The organism is Pengzhenrongella sicca, from assembly GCF_017569225.1.
In the GTDB taxonomy this organism is placed as follows: Bacteria; Actinomycetota; Actinomycetes; order Actinomycetales; family Cellulomonadaceae; genus Pengzhenrongella; species Pengzhenrongella sicca.
On record NZ_CP071868.1, the window covers coordinates 811,189 to 831,883 of the forward strand.

The window sequence follows — 20,695 nt, forward strand, 5'->3', positions numbered from 1 at the left end:
ACTGATGGAGCCCTCGAAGGTGCCGACGAGTGCCCTGGCCGGAATCGTCGCGCCCGGCGCCCGGCGCCGGCCGCGTCCAGGACAGCCGGGTCATGTGGACAGGACCGCGGGGACCGTGCTCTAATGTCCACCAGCGGATTGAATCGATTCAAGGGAGAATCTCGATGGGCGCCGACCTCAGCGCGCAGCACGATGGCGCCCCGTGGACCGTCACCTCCGCGAGCACCTCCCTGGACGCCTCGGCAGCCGCACGCCGATGCTTCCTGCTCCAGATCCGGCCCGAGCTGCTGGCCGAGTACGTCGCGGACCACCAGCGCGTGTGGCCCGAGATGCTTGAGGCCCTGTCCCGCACCGGCTGGCGCAACTACTCGCTCTTCCTGCGAGCCGACGACGGCCTCGTCGTCGGCTACTTCGAGTCCGCCGACCCCGACGCCGCGTTGGGCGGCATGGAGCTCGAGGACGTCAACCGGCGGTGGCAGGACTCGATGGCGCGGTACTTCGTGCCGGGCACGTCGCTGCAGCAGCTGGAGCAGTACTTCTACCGGCCCTAGGCCGACACCGACCGCACGACCCGCTAGACCCCCACGACTGCACGACCCGCACGACCGCCCGACCCGCACGTCCCTACCGGACGAGTTTTCCTCGCCATTGGCGCCGAAGGAGATCAGGACATGAGCACGACAACATCTGGGGAGATCCGCCCCGAAGCCGCCGTCGGCAAACGCGACCCGAAGCGGGCCGCGATGAGCGGCTGGATCGGCAGTGCGCTCGAGTACTACGACTTCGCGCTGTACTCGCAGGCCGCCGCGCTCGTCTTCCCCGCCGTCTTCTTCCCGTCGGGCAACCCGACGGTCGCGATCATCGCCTCGCTCGCGACCTACGCCGTCGGCTACGTCTCCCGCCCGATCGGCGCGATCGTCCTCGGCGCGTGGGGGGACCGGCACGGCCGCAAGAACGTCCTCACCTTCGCGATGCTGCTGATGGGGTCCGCGACCTTCCTGGTCGGCCTGCTGCCGACCTACGGCAAGGTCGGCGTGCTCGCGCCGATCCTGCTGGTGATGCTGCGCCTGGTCCAGGGCTTCGCCGTCGCCGGCGAGCTCGGCGGTGCCAGCGCGATGATCGTCGAGCACTCGCCCGACGCCCGGCGCGGCTTCTTCGCGAGCTTCAGCCTGCAGGGCACGCAGTTCGGCTCGATCCTCGCCACCGGCCTCATGCTCCCGCTGGCCGCGATCCTCAGCGACGAGCAGTTCCAGTCCTGGGGCTGGCGCATCCCGTTCCTGCTCAGCGCTTTCGTCATCCTGGCCGGGTACGTCATCCGCAAGCGCGTCGAGGAGCCCCCGGTCTTCCTCGCGCAGTCCGACGAGGTCAAGGCCAAGCGCCGGTTCCCGATCGTCGAGCTCGTGCACACCCACCTGTGGGTCCTCGTTCGCTGCATCCTCATGACCCTCACGAACGTGATCGGCATGGCGACCCTCGTCTTCGGCGTCGCTTACGCCACGCAGGACGGGTACGGCATCGGCTTCAGCACGAGCGACTTCCTCTGGGTCACGCTCGTGGGCAACGTCGTCGCCGTGATGACCATCCCGATGTTCGGCGCGCTCTCCGACCGGATCGGCCGGCGCAGCCTCATGATGACCGGCGGCATCGGCGGCGGCCTGCTCGCGGGCGGCTACCTGTGGGCGATCGACCAGGGCAGCCTGCCGCTCGTGTTCGCGTTCGTCGTCGTCATCCAGGGCGTGTTCTTCCAGATGTGGAACTCGACCTTCGCGACCTTCTACCAGGAGCAGTTCCCGATGCGCATCCGGGTCACGGGCTTCGCGGTGTCGCAGAACGTCGGCCTGATGATCGCGGCCTTCTTCCCGAGCATCTTCACGGCGATCGCCCCTCCCGGGACGACAAACGTGCCGCTCGTGATCGGCTCCCTGACCTTCGGCATCGCCCTCGTCGCGGTCGTGTGCACGTACCTCTCGGCCGAGACCAAGGGCACCTCGCTCGAGGACCTCGAGCGGGTCCGGTCGTGACGATCCCGAAGCAGTGGCCGGTCAAGCACAGCCCGCTGCTGCGGGCGCCGGAGCGGTTCATCTCCCGCGACGCGATCGACGAGCTGGTCCACCGCCTGACCGACAACCTGGTCGCCATCACTGACGAGACGGGGGAGTTCCTCCTGCGGCTCGACGACGGCCGGGTCATCGACACCAAGGGCTGGTCGGGCTGGGAGTGGACCCACGGCATCGGCCTGTACGGGATCTGGCAGTACTACGACCAGACCGGCGACGCCGCGATGCGGGACATCGTCGACTCCTGGTTCACCGCGCGGCTGGCCGAGGGCACCACCAAGAACGTCAACACGATGGCGCCGTTCCTGACCCTGGCCTACCGGTACGAGGAGTCGGGCGACCGGTCGCTGCTGCCGTGGCTCGACTCCTGGGCCGAGTGGGCGATGCGCGCGATGCCGCGCACGCCGCACGGCGGCATGCAGCACCTCACGCTGGCCGAGGAGAACCACCACCAGCTGTGGGACGACACCCTGATGATGACGGTGCTGCCCCTGGCCAAGATCGGCCTGCTGCTCGACCGGCCGGACTACGTCCGGGAGGCGACGTTCCAGTTCCTCACCCACGTCGCCTACCTGATGGACCGCGAGACGGGGCTGTGGTTCCACGGCTGGTCGTTCGAGGGCAACCACAACTTCGCCAAGGCCCGCTGGGCCCGCGGGAACTCGTGGCTGACCATGGTCATCCCCGACTTCCTCGAGCTCGTGGACCTGCCGAAGCACGACCCGGTGCGCCGGTTCCTCATCGAGGTCCTGGACGCCCACGTCGCGGCCCTCGCCGCGCTGCAGGCCGACACCGGGTTGTGGCACACGCTCCTGGACGACCCGCAGTCGTACTGCGAGGCGTCCGCGACGGCGGGGTTCGCCTACGGGATCCTCAAGGCCGTCCGCAAGGGCTACCTCGACCCGGCGTACGCCCCGGTGGCCGAGAAGGCGGTCCAGGGGATCGTCGCGAACATCTCCGCCGACGGCGAGCTGCAGCAGGTCTCGTTCGGCACCGGGATGGGGCCGGACCTGGACTTCTACCGGGCGATCCCCCGCACCTCGATGCCCTACGGGCAGGCGATGGCGATTCTGTGCCTCGCGGAGTACCGGCGCACGTACTACTGAGCCCGACGACGCCGCGCCCGGCAGCTGGCGCGACCACCGAACCGATTGAAGGAGCACCCATGAGACTCGTCAGCGTTGACCTCGACGGCGACGAACGGCCCGGCGCCGTCGTGGCCGGACCCGACGGCGTCGACCGGGTGCTGGACCTGGTCGCGGTCACGGGCGTCGCGACGCTCGCCGAGCTCCTGGCCGACGACGTCGCGCTCGCCGCCGCGCGGACCGCGGCCGGGCGGGCCGACGTCGGCGACCTGCCGCCGCTGGCCGACGTGCAGCTCGCGCCGCCGGTGCGCCCGGCGATCATCCTGTGCCTGGGCTACAACTACCTGGGCCACACCGAGGCCGGGCTCGGGCAGGAGCCGTACCCGAACGTCTTCATCAAGACGCCGAACGTGATCGGCGCCCCGGGCGCCCCGGTCGTGATGCCCCGCGCCGCGACGGAGGTGGACTACGAGGGCGAGATCGCCGTCGTCATCGGTACGACCGCGAAGAACGTCGACGAGGCCGACGCGATGGCGCACGTCGCGGGGTACACGCTGTTCAACGACGTGTCCGACCGCGGCTGGCAGAACCGCGCGAGCCAGTGGGCGCTCGGCAAGAGCATCGACGGCTTCGGCCCGCTCGGCCCGTGGATCGTCACGGCCGACGAGGTGCCGGACCTCGCGGGCCGGCAGATGGAGGTCGAGCGCGAGGGCGTCGTGACCGTGCGGGCCAGCACCGACGCGATGGTCTACGGCGTCGCGTTCCTCGTGCACTACCTCTCCCAGATCATCACGCTGCGCCCCGGCGACCTCATCTCGACCGGCACCCCGGCCCGGGCGCCGGAGGTCCAGGCGCTGCACCTGCCGCTCACCCACGGGGAGACCGTGACGGTCCGGGTGACCGGGCTCGGCGAGCTCACGACCACGTTCGTCTCGGCGGAGCGCCTCTGACGCACCCCGCCCAGCGCGCCTCGCGCGCACCCCGCACCTCGATCGAAGGAGCACCACCCGCATGACTGCCACCGACACCACCGCCCGAGGCGGCGCCAGCGCGGACGCCCGCGCCGACGTCGTCGCCGCGCTGCGCGCCCAGACGATCGAGGTGCCCTCGTGGGCCTTCGGCAACTCGGGGACCCGCTTCAAGGTCTTCCCGCACGCCGGGGTGCCGCGCGACCCGTACGAGAAGCTCGCCGACGCCGGCCAGGTCAACCTCTACACGGGGATCGCGCCGCGGGTGTCGCTGCACATCCCGTGGGACAAGGTCGAGGACTACGACGACCTCGCGCGGCACGCGAAGGAGCAGGGCGTCTCGATCGGGGCCATCAACTCCAACCTCTTCCAGGACGACGACTACATGCTCGGCTCGCTGACGCACGCGTCGCCGCGCATCCGGGCCAAGGCCGTCGCCCACCACCTCGAGTGCATCGAGATCATGCGCGCGACCGGGTCCCGCGACCTGAAGATCTGGCTGCCGGACGGCACGAACTACCCCGGCCAGGACTCCATCAGCGGCCGGCAGGACCGCCTCGCGGAGAGCCTCGCCGAGATCTACGCGGCCCTCGGCGCCGACCAGCGCCTGATCCTCGAGTACAAGTTCTTCGAGCCGTACACCTACACGATGGACATCCCCGACTGGGGCACGTCCCTGCTGCACTGCCTGGCGCTGGGGGAGCGCGCGATGGTCGTGCTCGACACCGGCCACCACGCCCCGAACACCAACATCGAGTTCATCGTCGCGCAGCTGCTGCGCGCCGGGCGGCTCGGGGCCTTCGACTTCAACTCCCGGTTCTACGCCGACGACGACATGATGGTCGGGGCGGCGGACCCGTTCCAGCTGTTCCGGATCATGTACGAGATCACCTCGAACGGGGCCCTCGCGGCCGACTCCGGCGTCAGCTTCATGCTCGACCAGAACCACAACATCGAGCCCAAGATCCAGGGCCAGATCCGGTCGATCATGAACATCCAGGAGGCCACCGCCAAGGCGCTCCTCGTCGACGCCGAGGCCCTGCTGGCCGCCCAGCTCGCGGGCGACGTGCTCGGCGCGAACTCGCTGTTCATGGACGCCTACAACACGGACGTGCGCCCGCTGCTCGCGGACATCCGCGCCGCGCAGGGCCTCGCGCCCGACCCGATCGCGGCCTTCACCGCGAGCGGCTACGTGGCGAAGGTCGCCGCCGAGCGCGTGGGCGGCACCCAGGCCGGCTGGGGCGCGTGAGCCGATGACCCGCGTGACGCGCGTCGTCGCGATCGACCTGGGCGCCTCGAGCGGGCGCGTGGTGTCGGTGCGCGTCGGGCCCGGCCTCCTGGAGGCCGTCGAGGAGCACCGTTTTCCGAACGAGCCCGTGATCGTGGCCGGCACGCTGCACTGGGACGTCCTGCGCCTGCTGCGCGGCATCGAGCACGGACTGCGCCTGGCGCGCCGCCACGGGCCCGTCGACGCGATCGCGATCGACTCCTGGGCCGTCGACTACGGCCTGCTCGACGCCGACGGCCGCCTGCTCGGCAACCCGGTGCACTACCGCGACGACCGCACGCTCGGGGTGCTCGCGCAGCTCGGCACCGAGCTCGACGCGGCGGCGGTGTACCGGACGACGGGGCTGCAGGAGCAGCGCTTCAACACCCTCGGCCAGCTCGCCGCGGCCCGCGGCTCGGCCCAGCTCGCCGCGGCGCGGCGGCTGCTGATGATCCCCGACCTGCTGGCCTACTGGCTCACGGGCGTGGAGTCGGCCGAGGTGACCAACGCGTCGACGACGCAGCTGTTCGACGCGACCCGCCGGGCGTGGGACCCCGCGCTCATCGCGCACCTGGGCCTGCCGCCGGACCTGTTCCCCGTCGCCGTCGAGCCGGGCACGGTCATCGGCCCGGTGCTGGCCGACGTCGCGGCGCGGGTCGGGCTCGACGCCGGTACCCCGGTCGTCGCCGTCGGGTCGCACGACACGGCGTCGGCGGTCGTCGGGGTGCCTGCCCGCGGCTCCGACTTCGCCTACATCTCGTGCGGCACGTGGTCGCTCGTGGGCCTCGAGCTCGACGCGCCCGTGCTGACGGCGGCGAGCCGCGCGGCGAACGCCACCAACGAGCTCGGGGTCGACGGGACCGTGCGGTACCTGCGCAACACCATGGGCTTGTGGATGCTGCAGGAGTGCCAGCGGCACTGGGCGTCGGGCGGCGGCGAGGTCGCGGGCGACGGCGAGGTCGCGGGCGACGGCGAGCCCGCGGGCGACGGCGAGCCCGTGGGGCTGGACGAGCTCCTGCGCCGCGCCGCGGCCGAGCCCATCGCGACGTGGCTCGTCGACGCCGACGACGAGCGCTTCCTCGCCCCCGGCGACATGCCCGCGCGTATCGCGCGGTGCGCCGGCGAGCACGGGCCGACGCCGCAGACCCCCGCGCAGGTGGTCCGCTGCATCCTCGACAGCCTCGCGCTCGCCTACCGGCGCTCGATCGCGCTCCTGGCCGAGCTGTCGGGCCGCGAAGTACGCGTCGTGCACGTCGTCGGCGGCGGCTCGCAGAACGCGCTCCTGTGCCAGCTCACCGCCGACGCGTGCGAGCTCCCCGTCGTCGCCGGACCGACCGAGGCGGCCGCCCTCGGCAACGCGCTCGTTCAAGCCCGCGCGCTCGGCGCCGTCGTCGGCGGCCTGCCCGAGCTGCGGGGGCTGCTGGCCGCGACCCAGCCCCTGCGCACCCACCTGCCCGGCGGCGACCCGCACGTGTGGGCCGACGCGGCCGACCGGCTCCGCGGCGCGCTCCGCGCGAGCCCCTGACGCCCGCGCCCACCCCCTCATCCACATCGCACCACCACTCGGAAAAGAGAAACTGACATGAGCAGAGCAAGCACGCAGCTGCGCGAGGAGATCCTGTACTGGTGCCTGGAGTCGGTGCGCACCGGGCTGAACTTCAACACCCAGGGCAACATCTCCGTCCGGCTGCCCGAGCACGAGGCCATCGTCATCACGCCCTCCGGGGTGCGCTACGACGTGCTCACGCCCGACGAGATGGTGGTCATCGGCTACGACGGCGTCGTCGTCGAGGGCGACCTGTTCCCGTCCACGGAGACAGACGTGCACCTGGCGCACTACCGGGCCCGGCCCGACGTCAACGCGATCGTGCACACCGAGTCGCCGTACGTGAACGTGTTCGGCGCCGTAGGCAAGACCATCGATCCCGTGCTGCTCAACATGGTCCTGTACGCCAAGGGCCCGGTGCCGATCATGCCGTTCGAGTTCTCGACCAACGCCGAGTTCGGCGCGCGCAGCGCCGCGACGATGGGCGCCGACGTCAACGCCGTCGTGTGGGGCAACCACGGCCTGCTGTCGGTCGGCGCCGACCTCGCCGGCGCGTTCAAGGTCGCGGTCGCCGTGGAGGCGAACGCGCAGGTCCTGGCCGGCGCGATGGCCATCGGGACGCCGAACATCCTGCGCCTGGCCGACATCGTGATCCCCGACGGCGCCCGTCTGCCCTGACGCCAGCGGACCACCAGTGCCCGGGCCACGAGCGCCCGGGGTGCGGCCGGACCGCATCCCGGGCGCGGTGTGAAACGATCCCCTCGTGACTGTCGTCCCCGGTTCGCGCCGCGCCTCCATCAGCGACGTCGCGAAGCGGGCGCACGTCGCGGTCGGCACGGTCTCGAACGTGCTCAACCGCCCCGAGGTGGTCGCGCCTGCCACCCGCGAGCGGGTGCGCGCGGCGATCGACGACCTCTCCTTCGTGCCCAACGGCACTGCGCGCCGGCTGCGCGTCGGCACCATCACGACCGTCGGCGCCCTGCTGCTGGACATCGCCAACCCGTTCTTCACCGAGGTCGCGCGCGGCATCGAGGACCGCCTCGCGCTCGACGACCACACCCTGATGCTGGCCAGCACCGACGACGACCCGGAGCGGGAGTCCCGGTACGTGCGGCTGTTCGAGGAGCACGGCGTCGTCGGCCTCCTCGTCGTGGCCACCACGCCCGACGTCACGCACCTGCTCGCGGCGATGGCGCGCGGGATGCGCGTGGTCCTGATGGACTCCGCGTCGCCGACCCCGGCCATCGCGTCGGTCTCGGTCGACGACGAGGCCGGCGGCGCGATGGCGGCCGGGCACCTGCTCTCGCTCGGGCACGATCGCCTCACCTTCCTCAACGGTCCGCACGCCGTCCGGCAGTGCCGGGACCGGTCCGCGGGGGTGCGCCGCGCCGTCGCGGCGGCCGGCCTCGACCCCGACATCGCGCTGCGCGAGGTCGAGCTGCCGACGCTCAACGCCGCGGGCGGCGACGCCGCGATCCGCCACCTGCTCGACGGCGTCGACGGCGCACCCCCGTCCGCCGTCATGTGCGTCAACGACCTCGTCGCGATCGGGGTCCAGCGCGCGCTGCGCCACACCGGCGGCGCGGACTTCCTGCACCGGATCGCGCTCGTCGGCTACGACGACATCGACGTCGCGAGCGAGCTCGCCACGCCGCTGACCTCCGTGCGCCGGCCGAAGCACGAGCTCGGCTACCGCGCGGCCGACCTGCTGCTGGCGGGCGGCGACGCCGGCGTCGTGCCCGAGCAGGTCGTCTTCCAGCCCGAGCTGGTGGTCCGCGAGTCGAGCCTCGCGGCCGGCTGACCGGCGTCGGCGCTGGTGCTCATGCGGTGAAGGTGCCGGGCCGCGGCTGGATCCAGGGGTCGACGGCGTAGGCCTCGTCCCAGGGGAAGCGCCCGCCGAGGTCGTCGTAGGTCAGCTGCAGCACAGCGACCGACGCCTGCGGCGGCCGCTGGTAGTGCGAGTTCGCGGTGAAGACGATCTCGCCGGGGTTTGGCGACTCCTCGACGACGACGCGGTGGCCCCACGCGTCGAAGGTCAGCAGCTCCCCGACGACGAGCTGGCGGCCCCCGCGCACCCGTTTCGCCACGTCGTTGAGTAGCGACATCGCCGTGTCCGGGTCGAGCCCGACCGCCAGGAGCTCGGGATGGCCGATGCCGAACAGCCCGACGGTGTACGCGATCGAGGTCTGCTCGAGCTGAGGATCGCCGAACACGTACGAGATGTGCACGCCGTGCACGCGGATCTGGTCGGCGACCAGCTGCGCGTGCTGGTCGAGCCAGGCGGTCATCTGGGGGTCGCTGTCCTGGTGCGCCACGGCCGCCTCCTCGACGTTGGAGACGCGACCGTACGGCCCGAGGCCCCGCTCCCGCTGCGGCCCTCCACAGACCCGGTCGTCCACAGCGGGCGACGGTGGGGCGTCAGCGGCCCGGCCCGAAGCCCTCGACCGTGAGCTCGATCAGAGGGCTATGCGCGAGCATGACGTCGACGTCGGTGCGGTCCCACGTCGCCGCGGCGGACTCGATCAGGGGGCGGCGCTCGGCCGGGTCGCTGACCACCCGCGCGCTCGCGGGCACGTCGGCGACGGCGGTGCGCTTGAGGTGCACGATGACCTGGGGGTCGGCGTCGACGTTGTAGATCCATGCCCGCGTGTGGCCGGGGTACGGCGTGCCCGAGATGAACAGCCGGCCGTCCACGCTGTGCAGGAAGATCTCGATCCGGCGCGGCTCGCCGGTGCGCCGCCCGGTGGTCGTCAGGTCGATGATCTGGCTGTGCGCGAGCGCGGCGCGAGTGGCCTCGTCCATGGTGGTCGCTCCTGATCGTGGGGCACGGCCCGCGGCTGACTGGTTCCTTCGTCGGCAGTCTGAACCCGTGACCGCCCGCTCACAAGACCTCGGCCTGGGGGACGCCGGACCGCGCAGGCGCGAGGTCGTCATTTCCTGCCGAAGTCGTACACCCAGGCGGACGAACTCGCCGCGAAAGGACGAACTCGGCGCGAAAGGCGAGCTCGAGCGCTCCGCTGACGGCGCGGGGGTGCGAGATGCTCGGGGGATGGGTAGCACTGAGCTGCGGCGGACGTTCGGGGAGGATCCCGACAGGTACGACCGGGCCCGGCCCGGGTACCCGCCGGCCCTCGTCCGTGACCTGGCGCGAGCCGGCGCGATCGGGCCGGGCGACCGGGTGCTGGAGATCGGCCCCGGCACCGGCCAGGCGACCGCCGCGCTGGTCGCCGCCGGAGCGCGAGTGGTGGCGGTCGAGCTCGCGCCCGGGCTCGCGGCGGTGCTGCGGGGCAAGCCGGACCTCGCAGAGGTCGACGTCGTGGTCGGGGCGTTCGAGGAGTGGGATCCGCCGGCGCCGCCGTTCGACGCTGTGGTCGCGTTCACGTCGTGGCATTGGCTCGATCCCGCGGCGCGGGCGCGCAAGGTCGCCGAGGCGCTCCGCCCGGGCGGGGCGCTCGTCACGGTCACGACGTCGCACGTCGCGGGCGGCACCGTGGACTTCTTCGCCGAGGTGCAGGAGTGCTACGAGCGGTGGGACCCGGCCACCCCGCTCGGCCTCCGGCTCGAGCCGCCGGACGCGCTCCCGGCGGAGCTGGACGAGGTCGACGAGTCGCCGCTGTTCCTGCCCGGGTCCCGCCGCCGGTACACGCAGGACGTCGCGTACTCGACGGCCGCCTACCTCGACGTGCTGCTGACCTACTCGGGGCACCGGGCCCTACCGCCGGAGCGGCGGTCGGGCCTGCTCGGGTGCGTCGGCGAGCTCATCGACCGCTCCTACGGCGGGACGATCACCAAGCGCTACCTGTACGAGGTGCGCATCGCCCGGCGGCGGCGCGAGAGGTAGCCGCAGGGTGGCGGCCGTCGACCCGCCGCCGACGGCGTCGCTCGCCGACCCCATTTCCCCCGACTCGCTTTTCTCGGAAGCGACCACAATAAACGCGACAAATCGGGCGACTGAAATGTGCTCGGCATTGTTCTTGGCAGGCGCGGCGCCGGGAGATAGCCTTGGACAATCACACCAAATGGTGTGCTCCGAGGTATTTCGTCGCCGTCGCGTCGGCGCGGCGGGCGACAGCGCTCGGCGGTTCGCCGCGAGATCGCGCACGTTGCAGGCTTCGCGGTTGCAACGGGTATGCACCTGTGGTCGAGGAGGCGCACGCGTGCCGAGGAACGACGAGGTCGCGACCGAGACGGCCGAGGCGCGCACCGCCCTGACGGACGCGATCTTCACCAGCGCGTACTTCTGGCAGATGGCGACGGACGAGCGCGGCGTGATCCAGATCTTCAACGTCGGGGCCGAGCGGATGCTGGGGTACGCGGCGGCCGACGTGGTGGACAAGATCACGCCGGCCGACATCTCGGACCCGCCGGAGCTGATCAGCCGGGCGGCGGAGCTGAGCGCGGAGCTGGACACGCCGATCGCGCCGGGGTTCGAAGCGCTGGTGTTCAAGGCCAAGCGCGGGATCGAGGACATCTACGAGCTGACGTACGTGCGCAAGGACGGCAGCCGGTTCCCGGCGATCGTGTCGGTGACCGCGCTGAGCGACCCCGACGGCGCGATCATCGGGTACCTCCTGATCGGCACCGACAACACCGCCGGCAAGGCGCGCGCGGCGCTGTCGGACGCGATCTTCACGAGCGCGTACTTCTGGCAGATGGCGACGGACGAGCGCGGCGTGATCCAGATCTTCAACGTCGGGGCCGAGCGGATGCTGGGGTACGCGGCGGCCGACGTGGTGGACAAGATCACGCCGGCCGACATCTCGGACCCGCAGGAGCTGATCAGCCGGGCGGCGGAGCTGAGCGCGGAGCTGGACACGCCGATCGCGCCGGGGTTCGAGGCGCTGGTGTTTAAGGCCAAGCGCGGGATCGAGGACATCTACGAGCTGACGTACGTGCGCAAGGACGGCAGCCGGTTCCCGGCGATCGTGTCGGTGACCGCGCTGAGCGACCCCGACGGCGCGATCATCGGGTACCTCCTGATCGGCACCGACAACACCGCCGGCAAGGAGGTCGAGGCAGCGCAGGCGCTGCTCGACCAGCAGCTGCGGGACCAGCAGTTCTACACGCGGTCCCTGATCGAGTCGAACATCGACGCCCTGATGACGACCGACCCGGCGGGCATCATCACCGACGTCAACCAGCAGATGATCGCCCTGACCGGCCGTCTGCGCGGCGAGCTCGTCGGCACGCCGTGCCGGACCTACTTCACGGACCCGGTCCGTGCCGACGCCGCGATCGAGCGCGTCCTGACCGAGCACAAGGTGAGCGACTACGAGCTGACGGTGCGGGCCCGCGACGGCGCGGAGACCTACGTGTCGTACAACGCGGCGACGTTCCACGACCGCGACCACAGGCTGCAGGGCGTGTTCGCGGCCGCGCGCGACGTCACGGACCGGCGGCGCATCGAGCGTGCGCTGCTCGAGAAGAACGTCGAGCTCGAGCACGCGAGCCGCATGAAGTCCGAGTTCCTTGCGACGATGTCGCACGAGCTCCGCACGCCGCTCAACTCGGTGATCGGCTTCTCCGAGGTGCTCAAGGACGGCATCGTCGGCGAGCTGAGCGAGAGCCAGCGCGAGTATGTCGGCTACATCTTCGCGAGCGGTCAGCACCTGCTCGCGCTCATCAACGACATCCTCGATCTGTCCAAGGTCGAGGCGGGGATGATGGATCTCGAGCTCGAGTCGGCCGACGTCGCGGTTCTGATGGCGAGCTCGATGTCCATCGTGCGGGAGAAGGCCGCCGAGCGCCAGATCGAGCTCGACCTCGTCCTGGCCGACGACCTGGGCATCTGGGAGCTCGACGTGCGCAAGACCAAGCAGGTCGTCTACAACCTGCTCTCGAATGCCGTGAAGTTCAGCGACGAGCACGGGCTCGTGTCCCTGCGCGCCCGGCACGTTCCCCGCCGGCTGGTCGGGGCCTCGGCGGGCCCGTGGCCGGTGCGCGGCTTCGAGCTCGCCGACAACGAGTTCAGGGACTTCCTCGAGATCTGCGTCACGGACGACGGGATCGGCATCTCCGAGGCGAACCTGGCCAAGCTGTTCGAGCCGTTCACCCAGATCGACTCCGGCCTGGCGCGCAAGTTCGAGGGCACCGGGCTGGGCCTGGCGATGGTCAAGCAGATCACCGAGCTGCTCGGCGGCAGCGTCGCGGTGGCCAGCAAGGAGGGCGAGGGGGCCGCGTTCACGACGTGGATCCCGCTGCGCGCGCACCCGCATGCGGCCGCGGTCGAGCGCGTCGGCGTCGTCGTCGAGCGGGCGCCGGGCGCGCGGGCCGCCACGAAGGTCGCGCTCGTGGTGGAGGACGACGACGGCGCGGCCGACCTGGTCCGCCTCATCCTCGAGGCCGAGGGCTTCAGCGTGCTGCGATCGATCTCGGCCGACGACGCGCTCGTGCAGTTGCCACAGCAGGGCGTGGACCTCATCCTCGTCGACATCCAGCTCCCGCAGGGCGACGGCTGGGCCGTGATGTCCGCGGTCCGCCGGGACTCGACGCTGAGCCAGGTGCCGATCGTCATCATCTCGGGGACGTCCACCGGCCAGCTGGTCGCGGTCAGCGCGGGCGCGGCGGCGATCCTGCAGAAGCCGGTCAGCCGCGGCGACCTCGTGGACGCGCTGGCCGGCCTGGGCTTCCACGAGCACGATGATCGGACCCGGACCGTGCTCGTCGTCGACGACGACCCCCAGGCCGTCGAGCTCATCGCCGCGTACCTCCCGATGCCCGCCTGCGCGACCGTGCGCGCCTACGGCGGGATCGAGGCCATCGTGCTGGCCAAGCAGCTGCGGCCCGACCTGGTGGTGCTCGACCTGATGATGCCCGACCTCGACGGCTTCGACGTCGTCCATTCGCTCAAGTCCGACCTGACGACCGCCACGATCCCGATCCTGGTCGTCACCTCGAAGATCGTCACGCCGCAGGACCGGCTGGCGCTCCACCTGGTTCAGGGCACCGGCGCCCGCATCACCGCGACCGCGGACTTCAGCCGGGCCGACTTCGTCGCCGAGCTCCGGCGATCCCTGCGTCGTACGAAGGAGTTCGACCCGTGGCCACCGTCCTAGTCGTCGAAGACAACGCCGCGAACATGACGCTGACGTCGCTGCTGCTCAACCATGCCGGCCATACCGTGCTGCCTGCCGTCGACGCCGAGACGGGGCTCAAGCTCGCCCGGAGCGAGCAGCCGGACCTGATCCTCATGGACGTCCAGCTGCCCGGCATGGACGGCCTGACCGCGACGACCCTGCTGAAGACGGACCCGCAGACGGCCGCGATCCCGATCATCGCGCTCAGCGCGCTCGCGATGAAGGCGGACGAGGAGCGCAGCCAGGCCGCCGGCTGCGACGCCTACATCGTGAAGCCGCTGCGCTACCAGGAGCTCTACGCCGTCGTCGGCCGCCTCCTGCCCGTGCCGCCGACGACGCCCGCTCGCGGGGGCTCGCGATGACGGGGCCGGAGGCGACGGCGGAGGAGACGGCGACGCCGGAACGCAAGGGGCCGGCCGCGATCCTGATCGTCGACGACGACGAGAGCAACTGCCGGCTCCTGGAGGCCCTGCTCGGGCCCGAGGGCTATGCGACGAGCGTCGCCGCGAGCGGCGAGGCGGCGCTCAAGCTCGTCGCGGCCGACCCGCCCGACCTCATCCTGCTCGACATCATGATGCCGGGGCTGGACGGCCGGGAGGTCGCGCGCCTGCTCAAGGCGGACCCTGCCACCCGGACCATCCCGATCATCATCGTGACGGCCCAGACCGACCGGGAGGCGCTACTCGCGGCGCTCGAGGCCGGCGCCGAGGAGTTCCTCACCAAACCCATCGACCAGACCGAGCTGTGGCTGCGGGTGCGCAACCTCCTGCGGCTCAAGGAGCTCGCCGACCTGGTCGAGGGGCACCGCGCGACCCTCGAGGCCGAGGTCCAGGCGCGCACGGCCGAGCTGCAGCGCTTCCGGTCGGCGATGGACGCGACCGGGGACGCGATCCTGCTCATCAGCCGCGCCTCGATGCTGTTCGTCGAGGTCAACGCCACCGCCTCGGCGCTACTCGGCTATACCCGCGACGAGCTGCTGACGCTCGGGCCGATGGACCTCGCGGAGGGCTCGCGCGGCCAGCTCGAGACGCTGTTCGACACGATCACGGCCGCCGGGCGGCCGATGGAGTCGACCGAGGCCGTCCGCACCAAGGACGGGTCGATGCTCCCTGTCGAGGTGCACCGGCACACCCAGCAGTCGGGTGCCGACTGGCTCATCGTGTCCGTGCTACGCGACATCACCGAGCGCACGGAGGCGCAGACCCGGCTGCACCGCCTCGCGCACTACGACACGCTGACGGGCCTGCCCAACCGCTCGCTGTTCTACGACACGCTCGCGAAGACCCTGACCCAGGCCACGGCCAGGTCCGCGACGGTCGCTGTGCTGTTCCTGGACCTCGATCACTTCAAGAACGTGAACGACACCTACGGCCACGCGGTCGGCGACCAGCTCCTGGTCCAGGTGAGCGAGAGGCTGCTCAACTGCGTCCGGATCCGGGACACCGTCGGCCGCCTCGGCGGGGACGAGTTCGCGGTGATCCTCCTACTCAAGGACCGTCCCCCCGACCCGACCCCCGTGCAGGACGAGGAGGGCGAACGCGACGCGGCCATCGTGGCGGCGCAGATCCACGCCGTCCTGCGCGAGCCGTTCCACCTCGACGGCCGCGACGTCGCCATGACCGCCAGCATCGGCATCACGCTGCACCCGGACGACGCGACCGACCCGGAGACGCTCATCAAGTATGCGGACACCGCGATGTACCAGGCGAAGCAGGCCGGGCGCAACGCCTTCCGATTCTTCACGCCCGCGATGAACCTCCAGGTGCGCCGCCGCCTCGAGCTCGACTCCGCGCTGCGCAACGCCGTCACCCGCGGCGAGTTCGTCCTGCACTACCAGCCGAAGGTGCAGCTCGCGGGCGGGCACGTCGTCGGCTTCGAGGCGCTGGTGCGCTGGAACCGGCCCGGCCACGGCCTCGTCCCGCCGAACGACTTCATCCCCGCCCTGGAGGAGTCGGGGCTGATCACGGAGGTCGGCCGCTGGGTGATCGCGGCGGCCTGCGAGCAGATCAGCGACTGGAGCGCCCGCGGGATCGACCCCGGCCACGTCTCGGTCAATGTCTCGCCCCGCCAGTTCGTCACGGGCGACCTCGAGCGCGACGTGCTCGGCGCGCTCGCGAATCACCACACCCCGCTCGGCGCGCTCGAGCTCGAGCTCACCGAGAGCTCGCTGATGACGAGCACCGAGGCCACGATCGCGACCCTGACGCACCTGAAGGACGCCGGCGTGCAGCTGTCCATCGACGACTTCGGCACGGGCTACTCCAGCCTCGCGTACCTGCGCCGGTTCCCGATCGACAAGCTCAAGATCGACCGGAGCTTCATCCGGGAGGTCGCCCGCAGCTCCGACGGCGACGCCATCACGCTCGCCATCCTGCGCCTGGGGCACAGCCTCGAGCTCGAGGTCGTCGCGGAGGGGGTCGAGACCGCCGCGCAGCTGCAGTACCTGCGCCGCCACGAGTGCGACCAGATGCAGGGTTACTACTTCAGCCCGCCGCTGCCCGTCCGGGAGACCGAGCGCCTGCTGCTGGCCCGCCCCACCCTCGCGGACGCGGACGCCCGCTGGGCGCTCGCGGCCGGCCGGGGCTGAGGCCTCCGACGACGGCGCGCGGCCAGGTCGCCGCGGTCACCGCGGCCCGGTCGTCACGGCCCGGTCGTCACGCGCCGCCGCGCTCCGCCGCGACCAGCTCGCGCACGGCCGGCGCGACCTCGCCCGCGAAGGCCTCGATCGTGGCCGGGTCGTCGGCCGCGACGATGAAGCCCGAGGCGCCGTACCGCAGCGCGATCTCGGCGAGCTCGTCCGCCCACTGGGCGGGCGGGCCGACGAGGAGGCCGCCGCCGGCGGCCGAGAACCGCCCCGCGATGTTGAGCAGCCGGCGCACCGCAGCCGGGTCGCGCCCGGCGGCCGCGGCGCCGTCGTCGACGTGCGTGTTCAGCGCGTGGAGGTCCGCGACGCCGCCGGGCAGGTACCCGAGCGACGGCAGCCACCCGTCCGCGACGCGCCCCGTCATCCGCAGGATGCGCGGCCGGTAGGCACCCACCCAGATCCCGATGCCGTGCGCGGGGGCCGGCCCGCGCTTGGCGCCCTCGACCCGGTAGTGGGTGCCGGGCACGCGTACCCCGCCGCGCACGTCGGCCGCCCAGATGCCCCGGATGATCGCGATCGCCTCCTCGAGGGCCTCGATCGACTGGCCGGGGGTCAGCCGCCGTCCGCCCATCGCCTCGATCGCGTCCCAGAACCCGCCCGCGCCGAGGCCGAGCTCGATCCGGCCGCCGCTGAGCAGGTCCAGGCTCGCGGCACTGCGGGCGACGACCGCGGGCTGGCGCAGGGGCAGGTTGAGCACGTTCGGGCTGAGGTGGATGCGCTCGGTGCGGGCCGCGGCGTACGCGAGCAGCGTCCAGGTGTCGTGGAACCGCGGCTGGTACGGGTGGTCTTGGAACGTGGCGAGGTCGAGGCCGGCGCGGTCCGCGACGATCGCGAGGTCAACCGCGCGGTGCGCCGGGGCGTTGACGGGCGTGATGAACGTGCCGAACAGCAGGTCGTGGCCGTAGTCGGGCATGCGTCGCGGCTCCCTTCGCTCCGATGCCGCCCACCCTGCCAGCCCGGTCCGGCCTTGCCAGTGGGTCGTAAGTGACTCACTATTGGTAAGTGCGGGAGTGGGAGCGTGTCGACGCCGGCAGTGGTCGGCTGTTCACCGCCTCCCTCGAGCTCGTCGGCAAGCGGTGGAGCCCCGGGATCCTGCTGGCGGTCGCCCGCGGGGCCGCGCGGTTCTCCGAGATCCGGGCCACCGTGCCCGGGGTCTCCGACCGCCTGCTCGCGCAGCGGCTCAAGGAGCTCGAGCTCGCGGGCCTCGTCGAGCGGCAGGTCATCGCCACGACGCCCGTGCAGGTGCGGTACTCGTTGAGCCCGCGCGGCGACGACCTCATGGGATCGCTGCGGCCGCTCGTGGCCTACGGTGCGCGCTGGGCCGAGGCCGGCTCCAGCGCGTGCACCCCGTCCCGTCCGCCCACCCACGAATCGAGCCGTCATGTCCGACCGGCGCAGCCGTAGCCGCACCGCACCCGAGGTCCGGGTCCCGACCGACGTCGTCGACCGCGTCCGCGCCGTGCTGCCGCACCTGTCGCCGGCGCAGTCCCGGGTGGCCGCGATCGTGCAGGCGGACCCGCCCGCCGCCGCGGCGCTCACGGTCGATCAGCTCGCCACCCTCGCCTCGACGAGCGTCGCGACCGTCGTGCGGGCCGCGCGCAGCCTCGGGTTCGAGGGCTACCCCCAGCTCCGGCTCGCGCTCGCGGCCCACGGCGGCTCGCACCCGGCCGCGACCGTCCCGCTCGGCGCCCAGATCACCGAGTCCGACACCGGCGCCGCCGTGCTCGCGAAGCTCGCGGCCTTCGAGTCGCAGCAGCTGCGCGAGACCGCCGAGCTGATCGACCCGGCCGCGCTCGACCGGGTGGTCGCGCTCGTCGCCGCCGCCCGGCGCGTGGACGTGTACGGCATCAGCGCCTCGGGCCTGGTCGCCCTGGACCTGATGCAGAAGCTCACCCGGATCGGCCTGGACTGCCGCGCGCACACCGAGCACGACGCCGCGCTCGTCAGCGCGAGCCTGCTCGCCGCGGGCGACGTGGCGATCGGCGTGTCCCACGGCGGGTCCAACCCCGGCACGCTGAAGCCGCTCGCCGCCGCGCGCGGCGCGGGCGCGACCACGGTCGCGATCACCGGCACCCGCCGGTCGGCGCTCGGCCGGCACGCCGACCACGTGCTGGTCACAGCCGGCCGGGAGTTCGGGTTCCGCTCGGCCGCGATGGCCAGCCGGACCGGGCAGCTGCTGGTCGTCGACGCGATCTTCATCGGCGTGGCGCAGCGGGTGCCCGACGCGCGGGCCGCGCTCCAGCGCACCTACGACGCCGTGTCCCGGTCCGGGCGCGCCCGGCCGGCGGGCGCATAGCGGGTAGGGGCATAGCGGGCGGGGGCTTGGCGGTTAGCGGCATCGCGGGTGGACCGGCGGACCGGCGGGTCATCCGGGCTCCCGCCGCCCAGCGGGATCGGCCGACCGAGCGTGAGGGTGCGGTGCGGGTCGAGCGCGACGGTCTTCTCCCGCAGCAGCACGCCGGCCGCGCTGAACTTCGCGGTCGTCTCGCACCGGCCGCCCTCGAGCGCCACCAGCGCGCCGTCGCGGACGACGCCCGCGACGCCGACGACCTTCACCGCGACCGTGAGCTCGAACTGGACGGCGCCGATCGTCGCGCCGCCGAGCACCAGGTCGATGCGGGGGCGCTGGGTGACGGTGAAGTCGCGCGTGCCGAGCGGGACCACGGCGGACTCGGGCGTGCCGCGCGTGCGCCGGGCGGCGTCGACCAGCTCGCGGTGCTTGCGGAAGCCGGCGACGGCGACCGACGCGACGTCGAGGTCGAGGAAGTCGGTGGCCATGCTCGCCAGCTCCCGCTGCGCGCCGGCCCAGACGCCGTCGCCGACCGTCGCCAACTGGTCGTGGGCGGCGGCGAGCGCGCCCGACTGCGCGAGGCAGCGCGCCAGGTCGGCGGCGGGATCGCCGTCGAGGAGCAGGTCGCGGGCAGACAGCTGATCCGGGGCAGAGAGCTGGTCAGGGGCAGAGAGCTGGTTCATCGGGACACCTCGGTGCGGGTGGGGTCGGTGTGGGCCGGGTCGACGCGGTGGTCGGCGTGGGGCTCGAGACGCAGCTCGGGCAGGGGCCGGTCGTCGTGCGCGACGACCCGGGGCGCCACGGCGGTGTCGGGGTGCGGGTGCAGCTCGAGCCGCGGCTGGACCGGGTCCGGCCGCCGCGGGCGCGGGCGCGACGCGCGGGCCGCGGCCGTCGCGGCGACGACGGCGACGACGGCGACGACGGCGACGAGCGTGAGGGCGCCGACCAGCAGCCACGGCGTCGGCGCGGTCTCGTCGCCGGCCACGGCCACCTCGACGCTCACGACGGTTCCCGCCGCCACGCTCTCCCCGGGCGTCGGCGCCTGGCCGTCGACGACGTCCTGCGGGTCCGCCGACGCGTCGCCGAGGACCAACCCGGCCTCGGTCAGGGCCGCGCGGGCCGCGGTGATGCTCAGGCCGCGCAGGTCCGGGACCCGAACGAGCGTCTCGACGATGGGCGCGAGGGTCACGTCGACCGTGCTGCCCGGCTCGACCGTTCTCCCGGGAGCCGGGTCCTGGTCCACCACCGTGCCGTCGCCCGACGTCGGGCCGCCGAGCGAGAGCTCGACCGCAGTCAGCGCGCGCTGGGCCTCCGCCAGCGTGCCGCCGATCAGGTTCGGCACCTCGACCCCCGCGAGCACCTCCACCGGCGCCGAGGCGGAGCCCCCGTTGGCGCGCGCGGTGACGGTGTAGACGCCCGGCTTCGCGTCCGCGGGGATGACGAGCGTGCCCGTCAGCTCACCCGCGGCGTCGACCAGGCAGGAGCCGTCGAACCCTGGGCCGGTCGCCGTCAGGGCGCAGTCCACCGGCTCGACCGGGTCGCTCGCGGGGAACCCCGTGCCCGTCACCAGGAGGTCGCGGCCGGCGAGGGTGCGCTGCGGATCGAGCGCGGGGGCGGGGTCGGTCGTCACCGCCGGCAGCGACCAGGTCAGCCCGCCGAGCGCGACCGCGGCAGCGATGCGCAGCGCCGAATTCAGTCGATGCATGGCTGGCCTCCGCGAGGTTCGGCCCCGATGGGTACCGCACAGGAGCCCGCAGAGTCC

19 protein-coding genes are annotated in these 20,695 nt (G+C 72.5%); 14 read left to right on the forward strand and 5 right to left on the reverse strand.

Translation table 11 applies throughout. The features are described 5' to 3' along the window. Window positions 1-164: 164 nt before the first annotated feature. From J4E96_RS03600 to J4E96_RS03635, 8 genes are all read left to right on the forward strand, one after another. Entirely contained in the window at window positions 165-551 is a 387-nt protein-coding gene (locus J4E96_RS03600) for an L-rhamnose mutarotase (protein ID WP_227424424.1), read from the forward strand. 120 nt (window positions 552-671) lie between these two features. Then, window positions 672-2,021, forward strand: a complete 1,350-nt coding sequence (locus J4E96_RS03605) for an MFS transporter (protein WP_227424425.1) — start codon at window positions 672-674, stop codon at window positions 2,019-2,021. After that, window positions 2,018-3,163: a beta-galactosidase BglB gene (bglB, locus tag J4E96_RS03610; RefSeq protein WP_227424426.1), complete on the forward strand. Its 1,146-nt coding sequence runs from the start codon at window positions 2,018-2,020 to the stop codon at window positions 3,161-3,163. Before J4E96_RS03605 ends, bglB begins: the two co-directional genes overlap by 4 nt. A 59-nt stretch (window positions 3,164-3,222) precedes the next feature. After that, window positions 3,223-4,092 carry a fumarylacetoacetate hydrolase family protein gene (locus J4E96_RS03615; protein ID WP_227424427.1) on the forward strand — a complete coding sequence of 290 codons (870 nt, stop codon included), beginning with the start codon at window positions 3,223-3,225 and terminating at the stop codon, window positions 4,090-4,092. A 61-nt stretch (window positions 4,093-4,153) separates the two neighbouring features. Beyond that, window positions 4,154-5,359, forward strand: coding sequence for an L-rhamnose isomerase (gene rhaI / locus J4E96_RS03620; protein WP_227424428.1), 1,206 nt, complete (start codon window positions 4,154-4,156; stop codon window positions 5,357-5,359). A gap of 4 nt (window positions 5,360-5,363) precedes the next feature. Then, window positions 5,364-6,902, forward strand: a complete 1,539-nt coding sequence (locus J4E96_RS03625) for a rhamnulokinase (RefSeq protein WP_227424429.1) — start codon at window positions 5,364-5,366, stop codon at window positions 6,900-6,902. Window positions 6,903-6,959: 57 nt separating this feature from the next. After that, window positions 6,960-7,601, forward strand: a complete 642-nt coding sequence (locus J4E96_RS03630) for a class II aldolase/adducin family protein (protein WP_227424430.1) — start codon at window positions 6,960-6,962, stop codon at window positions 7,599-7,601. Between the two features lie 85 nt (window positions 7,602-7,686). Continuing rightward, window positions 7,687-8,724 carry a LacI family DNA-binding transcriptional regulator gene (locus J4E96_RS03635; RefSeq protein ID WP_227424431.1) on the forward strand — a complete coding sequence of 346 codons (1,038 nt, stop codon included), beginning with the start codon at window positions 7,687-7,689 and terminating at the stop codon, window positions 8,722-8,724. Window positions 8,725-8,743: 19 nt separating this feature from the next. Here the strand turns inward: J4E96_RS03635 and J4E96_RS03640 are convergent, their stop codons facing one another. Beyond that, window positions 8,744-9,238 carry a DUF4262 domain-containing protein gene (locus tag J4E96_RS03640; protein ID WP_227424432.1) on the reverse strand — a complete coding sequence of 165 codons (495 nt, stop codon included), beginning with the start codon at window positions 9,236-9,238 and terminating at the stop codon, window positions 8,744-8,746. 103 nt (window positions 9,239-9,341) lie between these two features. Next, window positions 9,342-9,725 (reverse strand): nitroreductase family deazaflavin-dependent oxidoreductase, encoded by a 384-nt coding sequence (locus J4E96_RS03645; protein ID WP_227424433.1) that lies wholly within the window; start codon window positions 9,723-9,725, stop codon window positions 9,342-9,344. A 247-nt stretch (window positions 9,726-9,972) separates the two neighbouring features. On the opposite strand from J4E96_RS03645, the gene J4E96_RS03650 reads away from it, so the two are divergent. The 4 genes from J4E96_RS03650 to J4E96_RS03665 all read left to right on the forward strand — a co-directional run bounded on the left by J4E96_RS03650 (window position 9,973) and on the right by J4E96_RS03665 (window position 16,586). Beyond that, window positions 9,973-10,764: a class I SAM-dependent methyltransferase gene (locus tag J4E96_RS03650; protein ID WP_227424434.1), complete on the forward strand. Its 792-nt coding sequence runs from the start codon at window positions 9,973-9,975 to the stop codon at window positions 10,762-10,764. A gap of 316 nt (window positions 10,765-11,080) precedes the next feature. Further along, entirely contained in the window at window positions 11,081-13,978 is a 2,898-nt protein-coding gene (locus tag J4E96_RS03655; protein WP_227424435.1) for a PAS domain-containing hybrid sensor histidine kinase/response regulator, read from the forward strand. Beyond that, window positions 13,963-14,361 (forward strand): response regulator, encoded by a 399-nt coding sequence (locus J4E96_RS03660; protein ID WP_227424436.1) that lies wholly within the window; start codon window positions 13,963-13,965, stop codon window positions 14,359-14,361. The genes J4E96_RS03655 and J4E96_RS03660 overlap by 16 nt, the downstream gene beginning before the upstream one ends. Beyond that, entirely contained in the window at window positions 14,358-16,586 is a 2,229-nt protein-coding gene (locus J4E96_RS03665; RefSeq protein ID WP_227424437.1) for a putative bifunctional diguanylate cyclase/phosphodiesterase, read from the forward strand. The genes J4E96_RS03660 and J4E96_RS03665 overlap by 4 nt, the downstream gene beginning before the upstream one ends. Before the next feature lie 67 nt (window positions 16,587-16,653). Here J4E96_RS03665 and J4E96_RS03670 read toward each other — a convergent pair whose 3' ends face one another. Beyond that, complete coding sequence (locus J4E96_RS03670) at window positions 16,654-17,556, reverse strand: LLM class flavin-dependent oxidoreductase (RefSeq protein WP_227424438.1); 903 nt, start codon at window positions 17,554-17,556, stop codon at window positions 16,654-16,656. An 89-nt stretch (window positions 17,557-17,645) separates the two neighbouring features. Between J4E96_RS03670 and J4E96_RS03675 the strand changes: the two genes are divergently transcribed. Both J4E96_RS03675 and J4E96_RS03680 read left to right on the forward strand, forming a co-directional pair. Further along, entirely contained in the window at window positions 17,646-18,047 is a 402-nt protein-coding gene (locus tag J4E96_RS03675; RefSeq protein ID WP_227424439.1) for a winged helix-turn-helix transcriptional regulator, read from the forward strand. Beyond that, window positions 18,025-18,939 carry a MurR/RpiR family transcriptional regulator gene (locus tag J4E96_RS03680; RefSeq protein WP_227424440.1) on the forward strand — a complete coding sequence of 305 codons (915 nt, stop codon included), beginning with the start codon at window positions 18,025-18,027 and terminating at the stop codon, window positions 18,937-18,939. The genes J4E96_RS03675 and J4E96_RS03680 overlap by 23 nt, the downstream gene beginning before the upstream one ends. On the opposite strand, the gene J4E96_RS03685 is transcribed toward J4E96_RS03680, so the two are convergent. Next, window positions 18,891-19,616 carry a hypothetical protein gene (locus J4E96_RS03685; RefSeq protein WP_227424441.1) on the reverse strand — a complete coding sequence of 242 codons (726 nt, stop codon included), beginning with the start codon at window positions 19,614-19,616 and terminating at the stop codon, window positions 18,891-18,893. The genes J4E96_RS03680 and J4E96_RS03685 overlap by 49 nt on opposite strands. Then, entirely contained in the window at window positions 19,613-20,638 is a 1,026-nt protein-coding gene (locus tag J4E96_RS03690; RefSeq protein WP_227424442.1) for a PASTA domain-containing protein, read from the reverse strand. Before J4E96_RS03690 ends, J4E96_RS03685 begins: the two co-directional genes overlap by 4 nt. Window positions 20,639-20,695 lie beyond the last annotated feature (57 nt).

Excerpts from the sequence above, each read along its gene's own strand:
- J4E96_RS03665 (WP_227424437.1), top strand. The coding sequence starts at position 14,358 with ATGACGGGGCCGGAGGCGACGGCGGAGGAGACGGCGACGCCGGAACGC.
- J4E96_RS03685 (WP_227424441.1), bottom strand. The coding sequence starts at position 19,616 with ATGAACCAGCTCTCTGCCCCTGACCAGCTCTCTGCCCCGGATCAGCTG.
- J4E96_RS03615 (WP_227424427.1), top strand. The coding sequence starts at position 3,223 with ATGAGACTCGTCAGCGTTGACCTCGACGGCGACGAACGGCCCGGCGCC.
- J4E96_RS03690 (WP_227424442.1), bottom strand. The coding sequence starts at position 20,638 with ATGCATCGACTGAATTCGGCGCTGCGCATCGCTGCCGCGGTCGCGCTC.
- J4E96_RS03600 (WP_227424424.1), top strand. The coding sequence starts at position 165 with ATGGGCGCCGACCTCAGCGCGCAGCACGATGGCGCCCCGTGGACCGTC.
- J4E96_RS03670 (WP_227424438.1), bottom strand. The coding sequence starts at position 17,556 with ATGCCCGACTACGGCCACGACCTGCTGTTCGGCACGTTCATCACGCCC.
- J4E96_RS03680 (WP_227424440.1), top strand. The coding sequence starts at position 18,025 with ATGTCCGACCGGCGCAGCCGTAGCCGCACCGCACCCGAGGTCCGGGTC.
- J4E96_RS03605 (WP_227424425.1), top strand. The coding sequence starts at position 672 with ATGAGCACGACAACATCTGGGGAGATCCGCCCCGAAGCCGCCGTCGGC.
- J4E96_RS03625 (WP_227424429.1), top strand. The coding sequence starts at position 5,364 with ATGACCCGCGTGACGCGCGTCGTCGCGATCGACCTGGGCGCCTCGAGC.
- J4E96_RS03630 (WP_227424430.1), top strand. The coding sequence starts at position 6,960 with ATGAGCAGAGCAAGCACGCAGCTGCGCGAGGAGATCCTGTACTGGTGC.
- J4E96_RS03645 (WP_227424433.1), bottom strand. The coding sequence starts at position 9,725 with ATGGACGAGGCCACTCGCGCCGCGCTCGCGCACAGCCAGATCATCGAC.
- J4E96_RS03650 (WP_227424434.1), top strand. The coding sequence starts at position 9,973 with ATGGGTAGCACTGAGCTGCGGCGGACGTTCGGGGAGGATCCCGACAGG.
- rhaI (WP_227424428.1), top strand. The coding sequence starts at position 4,154 with ATGACTGCCACCGACACCACCGCCCGAGGCGGCGCCAGCGCGGACGCC.